Below are 18,974 nucleotides of genomic sequence, written 5' to 3'. Positions count from 1 at the left end.
CATCGAGGGACGGGCCTTTGGATTAGAGCCGGCAGCACGCCGGCTTTTATTCATTGTTTTCAGCTAAGTTTTCTTTCAAAGTTTCTTCATATGCTTCCTGGAATTTCTGGATATCTCCCGCTCCCATGAAGATCAGGACGCTGTTGTCATGTTTCAGTAAAGGGGTGGTATCTTGTTCATCGATGATTTCTGACCCCTCGATTTTGCTTTGAAGGTCCCCGATTGACAGTTTTCCGTGATTTTCCCTTGCTGAACCGAAAATCTCACACAAATATACTTTATCAGCCAAGTCAAGGCTTTCAGCAAACTCAGACAGGAATGTCTGGGTCCGTGTGAACGTATGCGGCTGGAATACAGCGATGATATCTTTCTCGGGATATTTTTGACGGGCTGAATCCACGGTCGCTTTAATTTCAGTCGGATGATGAGCATAGTCATCGATCAGGATTTGAGAGCCGATTTCTTTTTCGGAGAAACGGCGTTTAACCCCTTTGAAGCTGCTCAATCTTTCCTGCACGACGGCAGTGTCAAGTTCTTCATAATGACAGATCGCTATCACGGATAAAGCATTCAGGATATTGTGATCCCCGAAAGTAGGAATCTTAAAGCTTGCATAGAATTCATTCCGGACGAATACATCGAATGAAGTACCTTCTCGGTCCCGGTTCACGTTTCTTGCCTGAAAATCATTTTCTTCTGCGAAACCGTAGAACACTACAGGAACCTGAGCCTGTATTTTTTGTAACTGCTCATCGTCCCCGCATGCAATGATCCCTTTTTTAACCTGCATCGCCATCTCCTGGAAAGCCGAGAAAACATCGTCAACGTTAGCGAAGTAATCAGGGTGATCGAAGTCAATATTCGTCATGATGGCATAATCGGGATAATAGGACAAGAAGTGGCGTCGATACTCGCACGCTTCGAAAACAAAGTATTGGGCATCCACCGCTCCCTTACCTGTACCGTCCCCGATCAAATAAGATGTAGGTTTGGCGCCGCTGATCACATGGGCAAGAAGACCGGTGGTGGAAGTTTTACCATGTGCACCTGTTACAGCGACACTTGTATACTTCTGCATGAAGTCCCCAAGGAATTTATGATATCTCGTAATCGGGACCCCTTGTTCGATTGCCGCTTCAATTTCTTCATGTGTATCAGGAAAAGCGTTCCCGGCAATCACATGCATATCCCCTCCGATATTTTCTTTCTGAAAAGGAAGTATTTTAATATTCGAATCTTCAAGAGACTTTTGAGTAAAGAAATATTTATCATAGTCAGATCCCTGGACCTCGTAGCCCGTATCATGGAGTATTTGGGCCAGTGCACTCATACCCGAACCCTTGATTCCTACGAAATGATATATAGTCATAATAGAACCTCCAACAATCATCTATCTAAAGCATTATATGAAATGAATATTTTTTTGCTATCCGTATGGCTGTGGATATAAGATACTGAAACACTTTGCGGCAGACTGCCGCTGTCTTCTTAAGTATAAGGAAGTTCCAGAAGAAAGGCTAACTTCTGACACACCAAATAATAATTTCTTGTTTCTTTCAACTTGAACATTATATCACTTTTTGAACCTAATGACCATGAACGAGAGGGGAATCCCCTTTCAGGATATAGGAAGGAGCCGCTTCTTTTAAAAAAGTTCTCCATAATACTCCAGTTTCATGATTCTTTAGATCGTAATCTTCTTTTATCTTTGATGGAAAATCACTGCCTGCTGCCTCAAATACGGGCCCTATGAGCCACTGATCAGTAACAAGAGGGACTTTTCTCACAAAATAGATAGAGTTTGGCTGAATTTCTTCCGTTAACCCCGATATGGGAGTTTTTACACTTTCTTCCTGATCATGGATGATGTTTTTTCCTGTGATCACGGCTTCACCATTTCCTGTTCGGATACCCGTCACGATCAACGGTTCGAGAGCGGCCGTCAGCAGCAATGCGCCCATCATTTTGACCGGCTCACTAAATTTTTTGGACTGGAGGAATTGGAAGAATAATGTGTGTCCCTTAATTGTCTTATAATCAAAAAGAAACCATTGGTGAAAAACGTCTTCTGCCTTTTTAGAGACAAGAGATGGTTCCTTCAGATGAAATCGTTCTGCAAAGATCACCTTGGCTCTTACTTTTTCACGTATATTGGTTTCTTTTAACGCATATTCGAACGCCTGGCGATATAAATCATCGATCTGTTCTTCTGCGATGCGCTGTTTCTTCAAACGGTATTGATCTAAATTTAAAATTTCCTTATCCTGCATCCTCTCACCTATTCGAATTCTAATAATCCGGCCGGTCCCTTCAACTGGTCCTTGCCTGATGCATTGTCCACCTACCGGGCGCTTATTTCCGTACCCCTTTTCATTAAGCTCCAAACCAGCCGTCAACATGGCGGTGTATCCCACCCTGCTGAAGGGTAACGGCAGCACGTCTGCTTACTTCTCAAAAAAAAAGGTATTCTGTTTATATCATAAACAGAATACCATGTATCCTATGTTTGTACTAGCCTATGCCAGTGTTTCCAGTTCGCTTTCAGAAATCAGTACATCCCTTGGCTTACTGCCTCTTGATTCCGAAATGACACCGCTCTTTTCCATCATTTCCATCAGTCTTGCCGCACGATTATACCCAATCCTGAACCTCCTTTGCAGACTGGAGGCAGAAGCACCTCCCTGATCGATGACAAATTCGCAAGCTTCGAAAAACAGTTCATCTTCTTCTTCGGTCACTTGCGCCTTCTTAATCAGCTCATCCTGCTGAAAGATATATTCTGGTTCACGCTGGTTTCTCACATGGTTGATGATGTCGTCTATTTCGTCATCGGAGACAAAGGTCCCCTGCAGCCTAACAGGCTTTGAGGAGCCATTTTCCAAAAATAGCATGTCCCCCCTGCCGAGCAGCCGCTCTGCCCCGCTTCCATCAATGATCGTCCTTGAATCCACCCCTGAGGAAACAGAGAATGCGACCCTTGTCGGTACGTTCGCTTTGATCAATCCCGTAATGACATCTACGGACGGACGCTGTGTGGCGATGATCAAATGGATGCCGCAGGCACGTGCCTTCTGGGCAATACGGCAGATCGCCTCTTCGACATCTGCAGGCGACATCATCATCAGGTCTGCCAGCTCATCGATCACGATGACCAAATATGGAAGTGTGTCATTGTATTGTTTGTTACGCTTAGCCAGTTCATTGAATCGCTTGATATCCCTAACGCCGGTATGGGCAAACAATTCATACCGCCTCTCCATTTCCTCCACAGCCCACTTCAATGCAGCCGTGGCCGCTTTTACATCGGTGATGACCGGACTTACCAGATGGGGGATTCGGTTATATGGCGCAAGTTCCACCATCTTAGGGTCGATCAAGAGCATCTTCAACTCATCCGGTGATGCCTTATATAAGAGGCTGACGAGTATGGAATTGATGCATACGCTTTTTCCTGAACCCGTGGCCCCGGCAATCAGTCCGTGCGGCATCTTGCTCAAATCTGTCACAATCGGCTGACCGGAAATATCAAGACCGAGGGCTGCTGTAAGGGCTGATTCCGATTCCTGGAAGGCAGGGCTGGCAATCACCTCACTGATACAAACCGGACGGCTTTCCTTATTAGGAACTTCAATCCCGATTGTATGCTTGCCGGGGATCGGCGCTTCAATCCTGATATCTTTCGCTGCCAGGCTGAGCTTGATATCGTCAGAGAGATTCGTGATTTTATTTACCTTCACACCCGGCTCAGGCTGTACTTCGAAACGTGTAACTGATGGCCCCTGGGTGACATTGACCACCTTCGCCCTCACATTGAAGTTGTGAAGCGTCTCGTCCAGAAGATTTTTCTGGGATTCAAGCCATTCACCGCTCAATTTCTTCGATACAGGAGGCATCAAGTACTCCATATCAGGGAAAGTATAGCCTTTTGTGTGCTTCACTCCGGATGACAATTCATTGTAGCTTTTAGCAGCTGCCTCACCCTGTACAGCATCTGACTCCCTGCTGACCGGTGAATCCTCAAGAACTGCCGCTTGCCCCTTCCTGGCAGCAGCTTCGCTTACAGGGCCCATTCCACCTCTATTTTCAGCCATAGGGGCTTCCGTCTTTCGTTCAGTAACTGCCTGTGCTCTATGGCGCTGATTCATCTGCCGTTTATCCTGCTTCAGCATCAGGACGTTGAAAGGAAGGTGCGACCTCTTCTTTCTTGGTTTAGGTTCTTCTTCCTTATCCACTGCATGCTCATTAACAGGCGTGATTTCTTGTTCCTGCCCGGCTGCTTGCAGCTGTTCCGTTTCTTCGTGTCTTGTTTCAGATTCAGGGATATCTGCCTGCAACGTCTGGACTTCCCGGCCTGCTTGTTCATCCTGCTCCGCTTCAAACTCAGTCGGCTGCTGTTGCGATTCCGCATTCAGCTTATCTTCTGGTTGTACCAAGTGGATGACTCCATCATTCTGCTCCACTTCCGGCTGTACCCTTTGCTCCGATTGCCCTTCTTCCGACAACTGCGATTCTTCGTAAGTGACCGCAGAAGTAAATCCAGATTGCAAGACTTCTTCAGCTTCCTTTTCTGCTGGATCTTCCGCTGGGACCTGATTATGTGGGCTTGTCTGTTCAGCATCATTTTCCTTGAATGAAAATTCATTTCCAATCAGGGAAGCTTCAACCCCGTACCAGCTGCCGGTTTCCTGCATTCTTTCATTTTCTTCTGCCCTTTTTTCTTGTTTAATTTCTGTGGCTTCCTCTATTCCCTTAACTTCCGGAGGGTATACCTCTTGCATGATTTCATCCGGTACTTTCCCATTCCCCCTATGTAAGAACTCATTCAGCTCATATTCCACATCGCCTGTTTTTTCAGGTTTAACAGGTCTCGTCCTGAAACCGTATATCGGAGAAGGGATTTCCGTAGGGCGAAATGGCCGGCTGTTGCCTTTCTCAACTTTTTTCGTTTTTGAGATCTTTTCACTTTTTGCATAAGTGCTTTCGGCCTTGTCAGAGGCCTTCGGTTTTTGATAGGCTGCATCCTGCAGCTTGCTTTTACGCGGTTTCCGTTGTATTTCCCGTGCTTCTTCGCGTTTAGCTTCACTCTTGGCTTTCTTCTCGGGCTCATGACGCTTTCTCACTGGACGCTTCTCCTGTAGGTTTTCCCCGTCCGATATCAACGGAAATCTGAAGTTCCCTTTCGGATATTGGTATGTCATCCTTGCTTCAACGTCCCGTGATTTGTTTACTGCTCTATTGTTTAGTATCCGCTTTTCAGGGCGGGGTGCTTTTTCTTCGACCTCAGGTTCTTCAACATATTCTTCAAATTGTTCGTCTTCATCTGATAGTTTATTGATGATTTTTTTAATCCAGCTCACAATTATCACTCTTTCCTTGATACTTATCTTTATTTTATCAGTTAAAGAGAAAAATTCGAGTGATTTCGATAGAATTAGAGAATTGTTAAGAGAATGTGTCGAAAGCAATATTGGTGTAATATTGTTTTGGTGGGAAAAGTTAGAATGAAGGATGAATAAGTTTGGGCTTTCTATACCCCAGTTGATTTCCGTGGAAGACTTTGCTTTCCGCGGGTAGCCCGTGAGCCTCCTGATATGAACGAAACCGTCAATAAATTGACCTACACAGATTTTGGTTATGTTTTTAGGCAACCTTAATTAGAGAAGCTCTTTTTGACTTCTCAACTTATTTGTTTCCCTTCATCACCGCTAATGATTTCCGTGCAAAACTCCGCTTTCCGCGGGCGGTTGGTGAGCCTCCTCGGCTTCGCCTGCGGGGTCTCACCTAACACGCTTTCCCGCAGGAGTCTACGTTTTGCACTCCAATCAATCGCTGGAACCGGTTTTGAATATAGTTAATGTCACACAACTTCAACCTAAAATGAAAAAGTAATCGCTACACCCCTGGAATCTTCCTGACAGCACTTTATTAGTCTTCATGTTTCAGTCAAATCACATGATGAAGATGGAATAATCCTTTGACTCCTACCAAAATAATTCGTTCACTATCTGCAGTTTTCATCTTAAAATCTCTCCCCCCTTTCTATACTAAAACTAAAAATCCCGAAGTCACTTGACTCCGGGATTGACGTTAGTAATTTATCCTTTAAATGGCTGTCCAACTTCATAGTTGTCCTCGAGTACCAGGATGCCTTTTTCCTGGGGGGCGTTTGGCAGGTCGAGTTCTTTTGCTGAACAGATCATGCCTGATGATGGGACTCCGCGCAGTTCTGCGTCTTTGATGACCATTCCGCTTGGCATGACGGCGCCGACTTTTGCCACGACCACTTTTTGTCCCTTGTCGACATTCGGTGCGCCGCATACGATTTGAAGGGATTCTCCGCCTACATCCACTTTGCAGATATTCAGTTTATCTGCATTCGGGTGTTTCTCTTTTTCAGCAACAAAGCCGACAACGAATTTAGGCGAGAAATCTGCTTCCAGAACCTCGTCAAAGCCGTTTTCCTTAATGGCTTTATTGATTTGACCAAGCTTGTCGCCGTTCATTTCCACTTGCCCTTTTTCTTGCAGATCCATATAATCGGAAGCTTTAAATAAGTTAAAGCCGACTGTTTCTCCTGAATCTTTATCAAAGATGCGGACAGCATCTCCTTTAACCTCATGCTCCACTTTTCCTTCAAACCCAGGCTGCATCGTGATGATGAGGGTATCCCCGATTCCTTCAAGATTGTAAAATACGTTCATTTTGTTTTCTCCCTTCACTTTTTACGGTTTTTAGCCAGTATGAAGACCGGTTCCAGATCTCCATCTTCATAGACAAATGATAAAGCGGTGATCGGTACATTGCCGGTCGTGAAAAAGCTCATCGTCATCTGCTGAAGGACATCATATCCTGTTTCATTGCGGATGTCACCAATGACAAGCACGTCCTGATGGGGGACAGACACAGTCATCTCCCCTTGTATATCGCTGCTGACCTTCTTCAGAAATGCATCATTCAAGATGCGGCTCGCATCATACCCATCGTTATTGTTCAAGAAATAAAAGACATTCCCGGCCACTTCGTCTTTTTTCATCTGTGTCGGAAGCCCTCTCACATTGAACAGGGCCGTTTCCTTCATCTGTTCATGCGACCAGCCTTTCTCTTTCAGCATGTTCTCATCGATGAGACGGTATGTGGATCCAAGGTCGATCGCATAATATATCCTTGTTTCCGCTGTATGATCATCGGTTACCAGCGGGATGCCGTCATTTGATTCTGTCGCAAATGAAGTTGAGCGGATAACAGGGAATACGTTTTTCTCTTTGCTTCCCATGTCCGATTTAGTCCCCATTACATTCAATGCTTCTTCTACGTAATAAACGACTTCATCAATGATGGATTTATTATTTTCCTTCCATTTAGAAACGATGGGAGGAAGTGCTACCGTGATCCCTTTACCGGTCTCTGTATTCTCAATCCGCAGGGAATCTTTATCCCTGTCATATGAAAAGGTGCGATTGGGCTTGTCCAGCTTTCCCTGGAGGATGCCTTTTAATTTTTTTATATCCATGGTTCCCCTCCTTCATAAACTAAAGTATTCCCGTTCATATCTTATAAACTGCCACTTTTAACATTTTACAATAAAATTGTGATAATACAAAAGAAACAACGATAAAAAAGGGATATCCCCGAAAGAATATCCCTTCTTCATTATTTAGACAGTGAATTCATGAACTCCTGTATTTCTTCTTTCGTTTTACGATCCTTGCTTACAAAGCGGCCTGTTTCCTTTCCGTCTTCATAACCAAGGAAGCTTGGGATGCCGAAAATATCGTGCTCTATGCAGACATCGATGAATTGATCACGATCGACATAGATAAAGGTATACTCGCTGTATTCATTTTCGATTTCCGGCAGGATCGGTTCGATGATCCGGCAGTCCGGGCACCAGTCGGCTGAAAACATAAAAACATGCTTCCCATCGTTTTTCAATTCATTGAATTCTTCCATTGTTTCAAGTTTGCGCATATCATTTTCCTCCTGTATCGATCGTCATTTGGTCCGGTTTGATCCAGCCAATTTTCCTCATATATTCAGATAGTAACAGGGAGATGACAGCAGGTCCAACGAAATGCAACATCAGCACTTTCATGGCTGTATCCCAAGTGAAACCCATGGTTTTAAATGTCATGATCTGACCGACGAGGCCGCTCGTTCCCATCCCCGCTCCGGCAGCATTGTTTTCCATGAGCCAGATCGTGGTCCCGATCGGTGCGAGGACCATACCTGCAATGGTCGGCGGCAGTAAGATACGCGGATTGCGGACTATATTGGGAACTTGCAGCATCGAAGTTCCGATCCCCTGGGCCAGGAGCCCCCCGACTTTATTTTCCCGGTAGCTGATTACGGCAAATCCGACCATTTGGGCAGCACAACCAATCGTCGCAGCACCGGCTGCCACTCCATTTAAATCAAGCATAAGGGCAATCGCAGCACTGGAAATCGGAGCCGTCAACGCAAGCCCCATTAGTGCCGCCACGAGTACCCCCATAATGATTGGTCTCTGCTCAGTCGCCCAGCTGATCCAGCTTCCGAACATCGTCATAAAGTCACCGATTTGCGGACCCGCGAAATAAGCAACAAAAAAACCTGCAAAAATCGTTACAAAGGGTGTAACGATGATATCAACCTTCGTCGTCTTGCTTACAAGTTTCCCAATTTCAGTTGAAACGACAGCTGCAAGATAAGCACCGGCAGGGCCGCCCAGGGAGGCACCCGCAGCACCTGTCACCACCGCAGCAAACAAAACGAGCGGGGGCGCACCCAGTCCATATGCAATAGCGACGCCTATGGCAGGACCCATCAGCCCGATGGCAAGCGCACCCATATCGATGAAGAACGTATTAACAGCGTCAGGAAGAATCGCTGCCTGCTCCCCGATCGTCTTGATGATCAGCCCGATGATCAGCGAGCTGAAAAGACCGAGTGCCATATAACTCAACGCATCTATAAAATAAACTTTGGCAGAAAACGTAACCCCTTTACTTTCCATGTAATTCTTCAATTCACATTCCCCTTTTCTCTAAATAGGAATCACACATTTACTAGTGTAAAGACACATGTTGATTTTGTCTATCATTAATTTCCTCAAACAGTTTTTAAACAGTATGCTCCCCCCAAATAGAAAGGTGCATTCAGGCAATGGCGTTTCCCGGGAACGATAAAAGCAAATAAAAAAAGCCGATCTTCCACTTAATGCAGTGAAAAATCGGCATATATAATTAATTCTGTTTTACAGAGTTGGCTATTTCCATCATCATTTCTGCATGATCTGAAAGATCTTCCAAACTGGACTGGGTGGTCAATTTAGTGCCTCCGACCCCAACAATCAGCTCGTACTCCTCTGAATCCGGCAATTTATTAATGACATAATATCCTAAACGATTATCTTCTTTGAAAGAATCATTTTGAACGATATTCTTCTCATCACTGATTGCCATATTATATAGAAGTTCACTCTTCTGATCTTCCTCGGGGTTAGTGAATAGAATGAATGTATCAGAGCCTTTTGAAATAATGACATTGTTTTCAGATTCCTTTTCAATCTTGGCTCCAAACGGGAGATAGAAGTTGAGGTTTCCCGCTTCCTCTTTCGCGTTCTTTTCTGTATTTTCGAACGTATCCTCCACGGTCTGGGCTGTCTGCTCTTTCTCTTCGTCTATTGTTGTATTGCATCCAGCTAATATAAGCACAAGAAAGAAGAGAACGATCGAAATCTTTGTTTTCATCCTCTTTTCCTCCTTTTCCTGCTTCGTCGGAACCCGCCTTCAAGGTTACCTGAAGGACCTACGCTAATAATACCGTCACAAAGTACCATTGACAACCCTTACAAAAAGAAAAAACCTTAATTTCATGGCAGCGGAGGTTACTTTTCACCACCTGAGGGTAAATATGATAAAATGACTAAAAAAAGGAGAGATGCAAAGTGGAATTCACTGTTTATCTTGCAGGGGAAATACATAGCAGCTGGAGAGAAGACCTGAAGAAGGAAGCGAAAAAACTGGACTTGCCACTGACATTTGTGGGACCAATGGAAAATCATGATCGTTCTGATTACATCGGGGAAGAAATTCTTGGTGAACAGCCTGACAAGATTCTGCGTGATGAGGCCGCATCTGCGGTCAATAATCTCCGCACTGAATTATTGATGAAGAAATCTGACATTGTCGTAGCGTTATTCGGTGAGAAGTATAAACAATGGAATACAGCCATGGATGCAAGTACAGCACTTGCCTTGAATAAACCGCTGATCCTGATCCGTCCGGAAGAGCTTCATCATCCGCTGAAAGAACTGTCGAATAAAGCGAATGTAACATGCACATCGATCGGACAAGCAGCGAAAGTACTTTCCTATATATTCGAAACTGAATAACCAGTTTATTCTTGGGCTGACAGTATTTTTATTTTTCTTTCATGAAAAACATGCCGGTATAATAGTACCCGGCATGTTTTTTCTTTGCGAAATCAAGAACTTTAGACCCAAATTATCTTACTATTCTAAAATAATAAAATCTTGGTAAAATAAAAACATTTTATGATATACTTACTAGTTTTAAAAGTTTTTTTGACTTTATGAAAATATTAAAATATTATAGTAAAAGAACTAAGGAGGTTGTAATATGTCGTCAATTAATAAACAGAAAATTGTGGATAGTGTTCCCCAGAAAGGATTCTTTGGACACCCTAAGGGACTATTCACGCTATTCTTCACAGAATTTTGGGAGCGCTTTTCTTACTACGGAATGCGCGCAATCCTTGTATACTATATGTATTATGAGGTTTCAAAAGGCGGCCTTGGTTTAGAAGAAGGCACAGCTTTAGCAATCATGTCTATTTATGGTTCACTTGTTTATATGTCAGGTGTGATCGGAGGCTGGCTGGCAGACCGTATCTTCGGTACATCGAAAGCCGTCTTCTACGGAGGAATCTTGATTATGTTCGGGCATATCGCCTTATCATTCCCGGGCAGTCTTTCAATGTTTTTCGTTTCAATGGTATTAATCGTACTGGGTACAGGTTTATTAAAACCGAACGTATCGACTGTTGTCGGTGAAATGTATGCAGAAAATGATACACGCCGCGATGCTGCGTTCAGTATTTTCTATATGGGGATCAACATGGGTGGGTTCCTTGCACCGCTTCTGACAGGGGCACTTATGAAGAGCTACGGATTCCACTGGGGATTCGCACTTGCCGCAATCGGTATGTTCTTCGGATTAGTCGTTTTCTTTATCACAAAGAAGAAGAGCCTGGGTCTTGCTGGTACGTATGTGCCGAACCCGCTTAATGCTGCTGAAAAGAAAAAATACGGTTCCCTCACTGCACTTGTGGTGATTGCACTGGCAGTTATCCTTGGGATCACCATTCCTAATGGAATGTTCACCTTGGATGTATTCATCAATTTAGTCGGAATTTTCGGAATCTTGGCTCCAACTATCTATTTCATTATTATGTACAGAAGTCCTAAAACAACAGCAACTGAACGTTCACGCGTCCTTGCATATATTCCATTATTCATCGCTGCCGTTATGTTTTGGGCAATTCAGGAACAAGGTTCTACGATCCTTGCTGCTTATGCAGATAAACGTACGCAGCTTGATTTCATGGGAATCGAAATCTCACCTGCATGGTTCCAGTCACTTAATCCGTTATTCATCATTCTACTTGCGCCTATCTTCGCCGGAATGTGGGTAAAACTTGGTGACCGTCAGCCAACGATCCCTCAGAAATTTGCAATGGGACTTCTTTTTGCAGGGTTGTCATTCCTTGTCATCCTGCTTCCTGGTTATTTCTCAGGTGAAGATGCATTGGTCAGCCCGCTATGGCTTGTATTGAGCTATTTCATCGTTGTCCTTGGTGAATTGATGCTTTCACCTGTCGGCCTTTCAGCCACAACGAAACTTGCTCCTGAAGCATTCTCGGCTCAAACGATGAGTCTTTGGTTCCTTGCTTCAGCAGGTGCACAAGCACTGAATGCACAACTTGTAAGATTTTATTCAGCTGATTCAGAAATGCTTTACTTTGGTTCCATCGGAGGGGCAGCAATCGCATTAAGTATCATCCTCTTCCTGCTGGCACCTAAAATCCAAGTGTTTATGAAAGGTGTTAAATAATTTATTGTTTAAGCCCCCTGATCCGTTCAGGGGGCTTTTATTATAAAAAAAGACCCCGCGCTAATAAAAGCGCGAAGCCTTCTGACTTTTACCAGAACCAGCAGCAATTGCCGCGGTGTCTTCTGCGGTCTTCAGCACCGCCGACATCGTCTCTTCTATGACGGCATCTGCCACGGTTATCTTCAGCACCGCGTACATCGTCATTTCGTCTTCCATGACATCTCCCGCGGTTGTTGTCCTCTGCTCCTCGTACATCATCTCTTCTGCGATGGCATCTTCCACGGTCTTCAGCGCCAGCTACATCATCATTTCGGCGGCGGCATCTTCCGCGGTCTTCATCTCCTCTTACATCATCACGTCTTCCACAACAGCCGAATAAGTCCCAGCAGCAATTGTTTCGGCGGCCTTCCACTCGGTCATGTCTTCTGCACCCCATAAATCAAACCTCCCTGCATAAGAATTATCAGTGAAATAGCACTGACATATTTTATCTTATGAGGAAGGCATCAGATTGGTATGGGCCAAGTAGTAGGAAATTGAGGGGTCAGGATTGATTTTTTTTATATTTCCATTGCCCGATCAACAACTGGACGACGTGAAAGAACATGGCATCACGAGTGACGATCCCATCAGTGAATACACCAACTGCCCCCTCATTTTGGCGGATACCTGTTTTGGAAGTGAATTCATCCATGAGCGGACCAAGTTCCCTTCCCTTCCTGAGTCCGTCTGCAATTTCTTCCGGCAATGAAATCCTGGCCCCTCCCGCAATGATTTCATTGCCGTTCCGATCAACAAGACTTCCCCAATTGATCAGGAACATGCCGTAAAGCGTTTCAGTCACCCCTCCTTCAAGGCCGATGCCGATATCGGCGTCCGTCATCCTCAACACGTTCTTTGCCCGGTTAAGAGCCCCTTCGATCGTCTCCTGATCGGAAAAAGGCTGCTCACTTACATTTGACTCCGTTTTCAAGCATTGAAAGCTCACATCATCAAAACGTCCCTGAAATCCTTTTTCGATTGCTTGTACTTTCGCCTTGTTTTGTGTCCCTATTGCTACTTTCAACAAATTACGATACCTCTTTTCTTATAACATCCCAAGCCGGATTCCCCGCCCAAAAAAACTGCCTCTGGAAGAGACAGTTCTTAGCTTAGCCTATATAGTTAATCTTTGTCAGATTCAATCGATTATCCATTTCTTTTGATCGAGTCGATCGTCGAGCGGTCACACTGCTTGACAAGTTTCACAATCAATTCTTTTGCCGCTGCATAATCGTCAACGTGGATCATGGATGCATGGGTATGGATGTAGCGTGAACAAATGCCCACTACAGCACTCGGCACCCCTTCGTTTGAAATATGGACTCTTCCTGCATCCGTACCGCCCTGAGATACGAAATATTGATAAGGGATGTCATTGGACTCCGCAGTATCGAGTACGAATTCCCTGATTCCTTTATGCGTCACCATAGATCGGTCAAGGATCCTGAGAAGGGCCCCTTTTCCAAGCTGGCCAAACTCATTCTTATCACCGGACATATCATTTGCGGGACTTGCATCAAGTGCAAAGAAAATATCCGGTTTGATCATATTAGCTGCGGTCTGAGCTCCGCGGAGGCCCACTTCTTCCTGTACTGTCGCACCGGAGTATAGGGTATTGGACAATTCAGTACCTTGGAGTTCCTTCAAAAGCTCGATGGACAATCCGCAGCCATAACGATTATCCCAAGCTTTGGCGAGGATCTTCTTATCATTTGCCATAGGGGTGAACGGACAAATCGGGACAATCTGCTGACCCGGCTTGATTCCGATTTCAAGTGCATTCTCTTTATTATCCGCACCGATATCGATGAGCATATTTTTAATATCCATCGGTTTTCTTCGCTGCTCTTCCCCCAAAAGATGCGGAGGGATGCTGCCGATCACGCCTGTGACGGGACCGTTTTCCGTGATGATCTGCACACGCTGAGCAAGGAGAACCTGGCTCCACCAGCCGCCAAGGGTCTGGAAGCGGAGCATTCCGTTATCGGTGATGGAAGTGACCATGAAGCCGACTTCATCCATATGCCCTGCTACCATGACAACCGGATCTTCTTCCTGGCCCCTTTTCACTCCAAATACTCCACCGAGGCGGTCCTGTACCACTTCATCGGAATACGCAGCCAATTGTTCCTTCATGAATTGTCGGACTGCATGTTCGTTCCCGGGCGCCCCAGGCAACTCAGTCAATGTTTTAAATAAATCCAATGTATCTTGTTTCATATATTCTGCCCCTTTTTTAAAAAAATTCAGTTATGTATACTTTCATTTTACAGAACTTTCTCACGTCTTACCACCAATTAAGACAAAAGCAGTTCTCTTTTTTTCAGATTCTTTGTTAGAATGTACCTATATGCAAGTTTGTAATCAAGGCTGTGGAGGGATAAAGATGAACTGGAAGTCATTCATTTTAGGAGTGGGCATCGGCGCTGCCGGCGGGTTATTAGTTAGCGGGAAGCTAAAAGAAACAAGCCTGGTTTCAGCCGAAAAGGTGTTAAAGGATGTAAAACTCTCATTTAAAAAAGAAGGGAAGGTCGACGGGTCGTGGATTTCAATGAAACCTGAAGATTATCAAAAGCATTCCCTGTCGACAAAAGTCTATAAAGGCGGGGTATCACGCAGGAGTGAAGGCCGCCTGGAACAATTCGAATTCCTGGCAGATGCCTATACGGGCACTGTAATCGATGTTTACCCTATCTCTTAAGGTATGAAAAAACAGGATGGCAAAAGTGTCATCCTGTTTTTTCATGATCAAACTTTTCCTCTAGGTACTTCTTCGATGATTTCCCCGTCCCTGTTCCACTTCAGTGCTCTGTAGACGGCGTCGTGATAGAACAAGAACCACCACTCATTGTCGATGGCCTGATTGACCCACTTATCTTTTGCATGGATCGATGTCATTGGATAATCATCGTAGGCAAGGACCCAAAGCGGGTTCTTATGTGCATGGGTCGGCATGATATCCGCCATATGGATGAACGTCTCGCCGCCGTGCTCGATGATGATGATCGAATGTCCGTCACTGTGCCCGCCCGTATGGACCATGCGCAGTCCCGGCAGCACTTCCTTTTCTCCTTCGAACGTCTTCACCTGCCCTGCGATGCTCTCCCAGTTTTCTTTCCAATATGTATTTCTCGAGCGGATATTCGGCTCCCTCATCTCGTCCCATTCAACCTTAGACGTATGAATCTCGGCATTCGGGAATACCGGGACAAGCTTCTCCCCCTCATATTTCGTGAGTCCGCAAGCATGATCGAAGTGCATATGCGTCATCAGGATGATATCGATATCAGAAGTCGTCAAGCCAAGCTTCTCCAAGGATTCCTCTACCGATGATTCCTCGTGCACCCCATAATTCCGTTTCTGCTTATCATTTAATTTTCCTTTTCCTATTCCGGATTCAATGAGGATATTTTTACCTTGATATTGAAGAAAGAGCGGATCGGTTCGCAGCTCGATCTGGTTCAATTCATTGACTGCGTATTTTTTTGACCAAAGAGGTTTCGGCACCACTCCGAACATCGCGCCGCCGTCCATGTGTGTGACGCCCCCATTCAGCCAGTGAAATGTTAAATCTCCTGATTTCAATGATTCCATATTGTCTATTCCTCCTTTGTTCGTACGGTTTTATTTTATCAGAATTTACGGACGACTTATATAGATAAGCCTGGGGATAGTCTATAAAAAACCGCTATTGATTTCCGTGCAAGACTTCGCTTTCCGCGGGTAGCCGTGAGCCTCCTCGGAGTTAAAGCTCCTGCGGGGTCTCACCTGTCCAGCTCCGGCGGCTAGAGACTCGAGACATAAGCCATGCCATCCAAAAAGGCAAAACCCCGCCTTTCCGGATGCCCTGTCTTATGCTTGTCGTCTCTAAACGAGCCGCCTCCGCTTTTCTAGCTGTCCAGCTGCAGGGCTTAGAGGCACAGGTCATAAGTCAAACCGGCCAAGAAGGCAAAGAGCGCCTTCCAGGCCGGCTCGTCTTATGCCCCCCGCCTCTGAACAAAGCCCTTTCGTTTTCTTATAAGCTACTCTTCCCGCAGGAGTCTTCGTCTTGCACTTCAATCAACCGCTGGAGCAGTTTCAAAAAGGAGTAATTAAATAAATAAAAATTCGACAAGCGGCGCAATAATCTTGATACAGGCGCAATTATCCTGAAAAATGGCGCAATTACCAGTTCACGGACCGCTGGAGGACTATGATTCCACCTAAAATTACCGTTCCCTCTATAAAAACGCGGCAATACAGTGTTACTTTTGCCAAAACCAACAAGTTTTTCAATTAAAATTCAAATAGCATCTACCATATAAAGAAGACCTCCACTTCAAAACTGAATTCATACAAAAAAGCACCCCGCAAAACTCATCGGGATGCTCTCCTACTATTATTGATTCTGATATTGCGCTTCAACGCGGTAGATCCGCTGGCCTTTTGCTGAGAATTTTTCTTCGTATTCGGTCATGATGTTTCCTTCGAAATCGCTGTTGTGCAAATCCAGGCTCAGGAATTTCAAGTGAAGGCCGTACCATGAAAAGCTCATCAATGAATATTCAAACAAGCCTTGATTATCCGTCTTGAAGTGGATTTCCCCGCCTTTGATCAGGATATCCTCATAAAGCTTGAGGAATGTTTTGTATGTGAGGCGGCGCTTTTCGTGGCGGTTTTTCGGCCATGGATCAGAGAAGTTCAGGTATACCCTGCCAACTTCTTCAGTTGCAAAGAAATCGGTCAGGTGGCGTGCATCCACGTTCAACAGCTTTACATTCGGAAGCTCGGCTTCTATCAAGCGGTCAAGGGCTGTCACGATGACACTTTCATATAATTCGATACCGATGTAATTGACTTCGGGATTCGCTCTTGCCATTTCCGTGACGAACTGGCCTTTCCCGGTTCCGACTTCTATATGGATGGGATTGTCGTTTCCAAACACTTCATTCCATTTGCCTTTTTTCTCTTCGGGCTGCGCGACCACATACTGCGGGTTCTCGCTGATTTTTTCTGAAGCCCATGGTTTATGTCTTAAACGCATGTTGTGACACCTCATTTATTAGTTTGGCCCATTGAAATCCGCTATTGATTTCCGTGCAAGACTTCGCTTTCCGCGGGCGGCCGGTGAGCCTCCTCGTCGCTTAAGCTCCTGCGGGTCAGAAAAGCGGAGGGGCTTTGCTCAGAGGCGGGTGGCATAAGGCGAATCGTCCACGAAGGCGTTCTTTGCCTTCTTGGACGATTTGACTTATGACATGTGCCTCTAAGCCCCAGAGCTGGACAAGTCTCACCTGTCTCGCTTTTCCCGCAGGAGTCTTCGTCTTGCACTCCAATCAATAGCTGGATTCTGTTAAAACAAAATAACAGAGCCACAAATTTAATTTAAAACTGTTTTCATATAAGACGTTTTCCTCAAAACAATTCATATGAAAACAGCTCTACCGAAAAAAACAATAACAGATGAATGGGTACTATGCAACACTATTTTGCGTACAGACCATTTCAAAAAACCGACGAATAAATAGAAAAGGAATCCACACACTAAATGTGAATTCCTGTTTTGTTTTCGCAGAAGAAAACGATGCAAAGATCTATATGAAAGGGTGTACGTCATGCCTTTAGATTCCCATTATCAAATGCAGTTGTTAAAAGATATACTCTCCAATCATCAGACAGATTGCTGCGGTTCAGTATCTGAATGTGAGCAGGTAGAGCGATTAGTCAAGTCGTTGATGGTCAACACGGAAATAAATGAAAATATAAAGCCGGTCCTGCAAGAAATTTATCAATACGGTCAAAGCGGAGCAGGCAGCTCTGACCTCGATACTCATATTACGAGCAATCGCCAAAACCTGTCTCAGTGGGTTTCGGATATGGATCAGTTCTCCTGATCAAACAACCTTATGCAAATATTCGATCCAGTGGTTCATTTCATGAAAGCGTCCTTTCCCTTTATGCCATTGTATGGAAAGGATCGTTTGAGCCACTACATACCATTTCATCCTCAATCTCAGATTGTCTGTCAGCTCAACACCATATTGGTTGAGCCACGCAGGCCATTCTTCCTCGGGGATGTACCAGTACAAAAGCATTCCTACATCGAAAGCAGGGTCGGCGATCATTGCCCCGTCCCAATCGATCAAGTACAGCTGGTTGTGATCGGAAAGCAGCCAGTTGTTATGATTGACGTCTCCGTGACAGACTACGTATTCATCCTGCCGAACCTCTTCCAGTTCTTTTTGCAGAAATAATAACGCCTGCCTTACTACCGGCAAAGAAAGGAGATCGAACTCCAGCCCCGTTTCCACTTCTGTGAGCATATGTTCAGGCTGGAAAGGTTCCTGGCCCAGTCTCTCAAGCATGGTGGACAGTGGCCTTGAAGAATGGATTTTCTTGAGCAGTCTTGCAACCCGTTCATTCTTCATTTCTTCCGGATTGAGTTCTCTTCCATTTAACCAGTGCTGTGCTGTTATTACGTCCCCATTTTCCATTCGCTTTGTCCAGACAAGCTTCGGTACGATGCCCTCTGCCGACAATACGGCTAGAAAAGGAGAAGAGTTGCGTTTAAGAAACAGCTTCTGCTCTTGGTACTGAGCAAAAAAAGCTTCTCCGGTGGCACCGCCTGCGGGGACTATTTCCCAATCTTGGTCAAATAAGTGTTCCAATATTTTCACCTTCTATTGGTCCTTAGTCGTGTTCATGTATTTCAATCTTACGTTTATTATCGTCATTACAATTCATACATTTAATAGATCAACTTAAAAGTCTTATAAAACAAAAAAGACAGCTATTGGGCAGATCAATCAATAGCCATCTGTTTTTGATTTTATCGTCATCTTC

At 44.8% G+C, this 18,974-nt stretch carries 18 protein-coding genes; 4 read left to right on the top strand and 14 right to left on the bottom strand.

Annotation, left to right across the window (positions count from 1 at the left end; all coding sequences use genetic code 11):
* Positions 1–46 precede the first annotated feature (46 nt).
* From murC to ACKA06_RS15470, 8 genes are all read right to left on the bottom strand, one after another.
* The gene (gene murC / locus ACKA06_RS15505) at positions 47–1,369 is read right to left on the bottom strand and encodes a UDP-N-acetylmuramate--L-alanine ligase (RefSeq protein ID WP_032087313.1); all 1,323 of its coding nucleotides are present in this window, start codon (positions 1,367–1,369) and stop codon (positions 47–49) included.
* Positions 1,370–1,586: 217 nt separating this feature from the next.
* Positions 1,587–2,438 (bottom strand): hypothetical protein, encoded by an 852-nt coding sequence (locus ACKA06_RS15500; protein ID WP_411160065.1) that lies wholly within the window; start codon positions 2,436–2,438, stop codon positions 1,587–1,589.
* A gap of 78 nt (positions 2,439–2,516) precedes the next feature.
* Positions 2,517–5,357, bottom strand: coding sequence for a DNA translocase FtsK (locus ACKA06_RS15495; RefSeq protein ID WP_411160064.1), 2,841 nt, complete (start codon positions 5,355–5,357; stop codon positions 2,517–2,519).
* Positions 5,358–6,095: 738 nt separating this feature from the next.
* Entirely contained in the window at positions 6,096–6,701 is a 606-nt protein-coding gene (gene ytpR / locus ACKA06_RS15490) for a YtpR family tRNA-binding protein (RefSeq protein ID WP_032087312.1), read from the bottom strand.
* Between the two features lie 14 nt (positions 6,702–6,715).
* Positions 6,716–7,510, bottom strand: a complete 795-nt coding sequence (locus tag ACKA06_RS15485) for a DUF1444 domain-containing protein (protein WP_032087311.1) — start codon at positions 7,508–7,510, stop codon at positions 6,716–6,718.
* Positions 7,511–7,650: 140 nt separating this feature from the next.
* Positions 7,651–7,968, bottom strand: coding sequence for a thioredoxin family protein (locus ACKA06_RS15480; RefSeq protein WP_032087310.1), 318 nt, complete (start codon positions 7,966–7,968; stop codon positions 7,651–7,653).
* Between the two features lies 1 nt (position 7,969).
* On the bottom strand, positions 7,970–9,004 hold the full coding sequence (locus ACKA06_RS15475) for a PTS transporter subunit IIC (protein ID WP_032087309.1): 1,035 nt from the start codon (positions 9,002–9,004) through the stop codon (positions 7,970–7,972).
* Between the two features lie 217 nt (positions 9,005–9,221).
* Entirely contained in the window at positions 9,222–9,728 is a 507-nt protein-coding gene (locus ACKA06_RS15470) for a hypothetical protein (RefSeq protein ID WP_411160063.1), read from the bottom strand.
* Positions 9,729–9,925: 197 nt separating this feature from the next.
* Between ACKA06_RS15470 and ACKA06_RS15465 the strand changes: the two genes are divergently transcribed.
* Complete coding sequence (locus tag ACKA06_RS15465; RefSeq protein ID WP_032087307.1) at positions 9,926–10,372, top strand: YtoQ family protein; 447 nt, start codon at positions 9,926–9,928, stop codon at positions 10,370–10,372.
* A gap of 247 nt (positions 10,373–10,619) precedes the next feature.
* The gene (locus tag ACKA06_RS15460; RefSeq protein WP_411160062.1) at positions 10,620–12,113 is read left to right on the top strand and encodes a peptide MFS transporter; all 1,494 of its coding nucleotides are present in this window, start codon (positions 10,620–10,622) and stop codon (positions 12,111–12,113) included.
* 88 nt (positions 12,114–12,201) lie between these two features.
* On the opposite strand, the gene ACKA06_RS15455 is transcribed toward ACKA06_RS15460, so the two are convergent.
* The 3 genes from ACKA06_RS15455 to ACKA06_RS15445 all read right to left on the bottom strand — a co-directional run bounded on the left by ACKA06_RS15455 (position 12,202) and on the right by ACKA06_RS15445 (position 14,375).
* Positions 12,202–12,549, bottom strand: a complete 348-nt coding sequence (locus ACKA06_RS15455; RefSeq protein ID WP_141687671.1) for a hypothetical protein — start codon at positions 12,547–12,549, stop codon at positions 12,202–12,204.
* Positions 12,550–12,657: 108 nt separating this feature from the next.
* Positions 12,658–13,182: a DUF84 family protein gene (locus tag ACKA06_RS15450; protein WP_411160061.1), complete on the bottom strand. Its 525-nt coding sequence runs from the start codon at positions 13,180–13,182 to the stop codon at positions 12,658–12,660.
* A 119-nt stretch (positions 13,183–13,301) separates the two neighbouring features.
* Complete coding sequence (locus ACKA06_RS15445) at positions 13,302–14,375, bottom strand: M42 family metallopeptidase (RefSeq protein ID WP_411160060.1); 1,074 nt, start codon at positions 14,373–14,375, stop codon at positions 13,302–13,304.
* 166 nt (positions 14,376–14,541) lie between these two features.
* Here ACKA06_RS15445 and ACKA06_RS15440 point away from each other — a divergent pair, with 166 nt between their 5' ends.
* The gene (locus ACKA06_RS15440; RefSeq protein WP_058297986.1) at positions 14,542–14,856 is read left to right on the top strand and encodes a PepSY domain-containing protein; all 315 of its coding nucleotides are present in this window, start codon (positions 14,542–14,544) and stop codon (positions 14,854–14,856) included.
* A gap of 47 nt (positions 14,857–14,903) precedes the next feature.
* Here ACKA06_RS15440 and ACKA06_RS15435 read toward each other — a convergent pair whose 3' ends face one another.
* Both ACKA06_RS15435 and trmB read right to left on the bottom strand, forming a co-directional pair.
* The gene (locus ACKA06_RS15435) at positions 14,904–15,749 is read right to left on the bottom strand and encodes a YtnP family quorum-quenching lactonase (RefSeq protein WP_058297987.1); all 846 of its coding nucleotides are present in this window, start codon (positions 15,747–15,749) and stop codon (positions 14,904–14,906) included.
* A 784-nt stretch (positions 15,750–16,533) separates the two neighbouring features.
* Positions 16,534–17,178 (bottom strand): tRNA (guanosine(46)-N7)-methyltransferase TrmB, encoded by a 645-nt coding sequence (gene trmB / locus ACKA06_RS15430; RefSeq protein WP_032087301.1) that lies wholly within the window; start codon positions 17,176–17,178, stop codon positions 16,534–16,536.
* A gap of 568 nt (positions 17,179–17,746) precedes the next feature.
* Between trmB and ACKA06_RS15425 the strand changes: the two genes are divergently transcribed.
* Positions 17,747–18,025: a YtzH-like family protein gene (locus ACKA06_RS15425; RefSeq protein ID WP_032087300.1), complete on the top strand. Its 279-nt coding sequence runs from the start codon at positions 17,747–17,749 to the stop codon at positions 18,023–18,025.
* Here ACKA06_RS15425 and ACKA06_RS15420 read toward each other — a convergent pair whose 3' ends face one another.
* Positions 18,026–18,799 (bottom strand): phosphotransferase family protein, encoded by a 774-nt coding sequence (locus tag ACKA06_RS15420; protein WP_032087299.1) that lies wholly within the window; start codon positions 18,797–18,799, stop codon positions 18,026–18,028.
* Positions 18,800–18,974: the final 175 nt, after the last annotated feature.

Origin of the sequence: Rossellomorea oryzaecorticis (genome assembly GCF_045897515.1) — a bacterium.
In the GTDB taxonomy this organism is placed as follows: Bacteria; Bacillota; Bacilli; order Bacillales; family Bacillaceae_B; genus Rossellomorea; species Rossellomorea enclensis.
Note: the sequence above shows the minus strand (reverse complement) of the source record. Positions and strands in the feature narration are given on the sequence as shown.

What these genes read in the sequence shown, in the direction of transcription:
- murC (WP_032087313.1), bottom strand. Translation starts at nt 1,369, where the DNA reads ATGACTATATATCATTTCGTAGGAATCAAGGGTTCGGGTATGAGTGCA.
- ytpR (WP_032087312.1), bottom strand. Translation starts at nt 6,701, where the DNA reads ATGAACGTATTTTACAATCTTGAAGGAATCGGGGATACCCTCATCATC.
- ACKA06_RS15485 (WP_032087311.1), bottom strand. Translation starts at nt 7,510, where the DNA reads ATGGATATAAAAAAATTAAAAGGCATCCTCCAGGGAAAGCTGGACAAG.
- ACKA06_RS15480 (WP_032087310.1), bottom strand. Translation starts at nt 7,968, where the DNA reads ATGCGCAAACTTGAAACAATGGAAGAATTCAATGAATTGAAAAACGAT.
- ACKA06_RS15470 (WP_411160063.1), bottom strand. Translation starts at nt 9,728, where the DNA reads ATGAAAACAAAGATTTCGATCGTTCTCTTCTTTCTTGTGCTTATATTA.
- ACKA06_RS15460 (WP_411160062.1), top strand. Translation starts at nt 10,620, where the DNA reads ATGTCGTCAATTAATAAACAGAAAATTGTGGATAGTGTTCCCCAGAAA.
- ACKA06_RS15455 (WP_141687671.1), bottom strand. Translation starts at nt 12,549, where the DNA reads ATGGGGTGCAGAAGACATGACCGAGTGGAAGGCCGCCGAAACAATTGC.
- ACKA06_RS15445 (WP_411160060.1), bottom strand. Translation starts at nt 14,375, where the DNA reads ATGAAACAAGATACATTGGATTTATTTAAAACATTGACTGAGTTGCCT.
- ACKA06_RS15440 (WP_058297986.1), top strand. Translation starts at nt 14,542, where the DNA reads ATGAACTGGAAGTCATTCATTTTAGGAGTGGGCATCGGCGCTGCCGGC.
- ACKA06_RS15435 (WP_058297987.1), bottom strand. Translation starts at nt 15,749, where the DNA reads ATGGAATCATTGAAATCAGGAGATTTAACATTTCACTGGCTGAATGGG.
- trmB (WP_032087301.1), bottom strand. Translation starts at nt 17,178, where the DNA reads ATGCGTTTAAGACATAAACCATGGGCTTCAGAAAAAATCAGCGAGAAC.
- ACKA06_RS15425 (WP_032087300.1), top strand. Translation starts at nt 17,747, where the DNA reads ATGCCTTTAGATTCCCATTATCAAATGCAGTTGTTAAAAGATATACTC.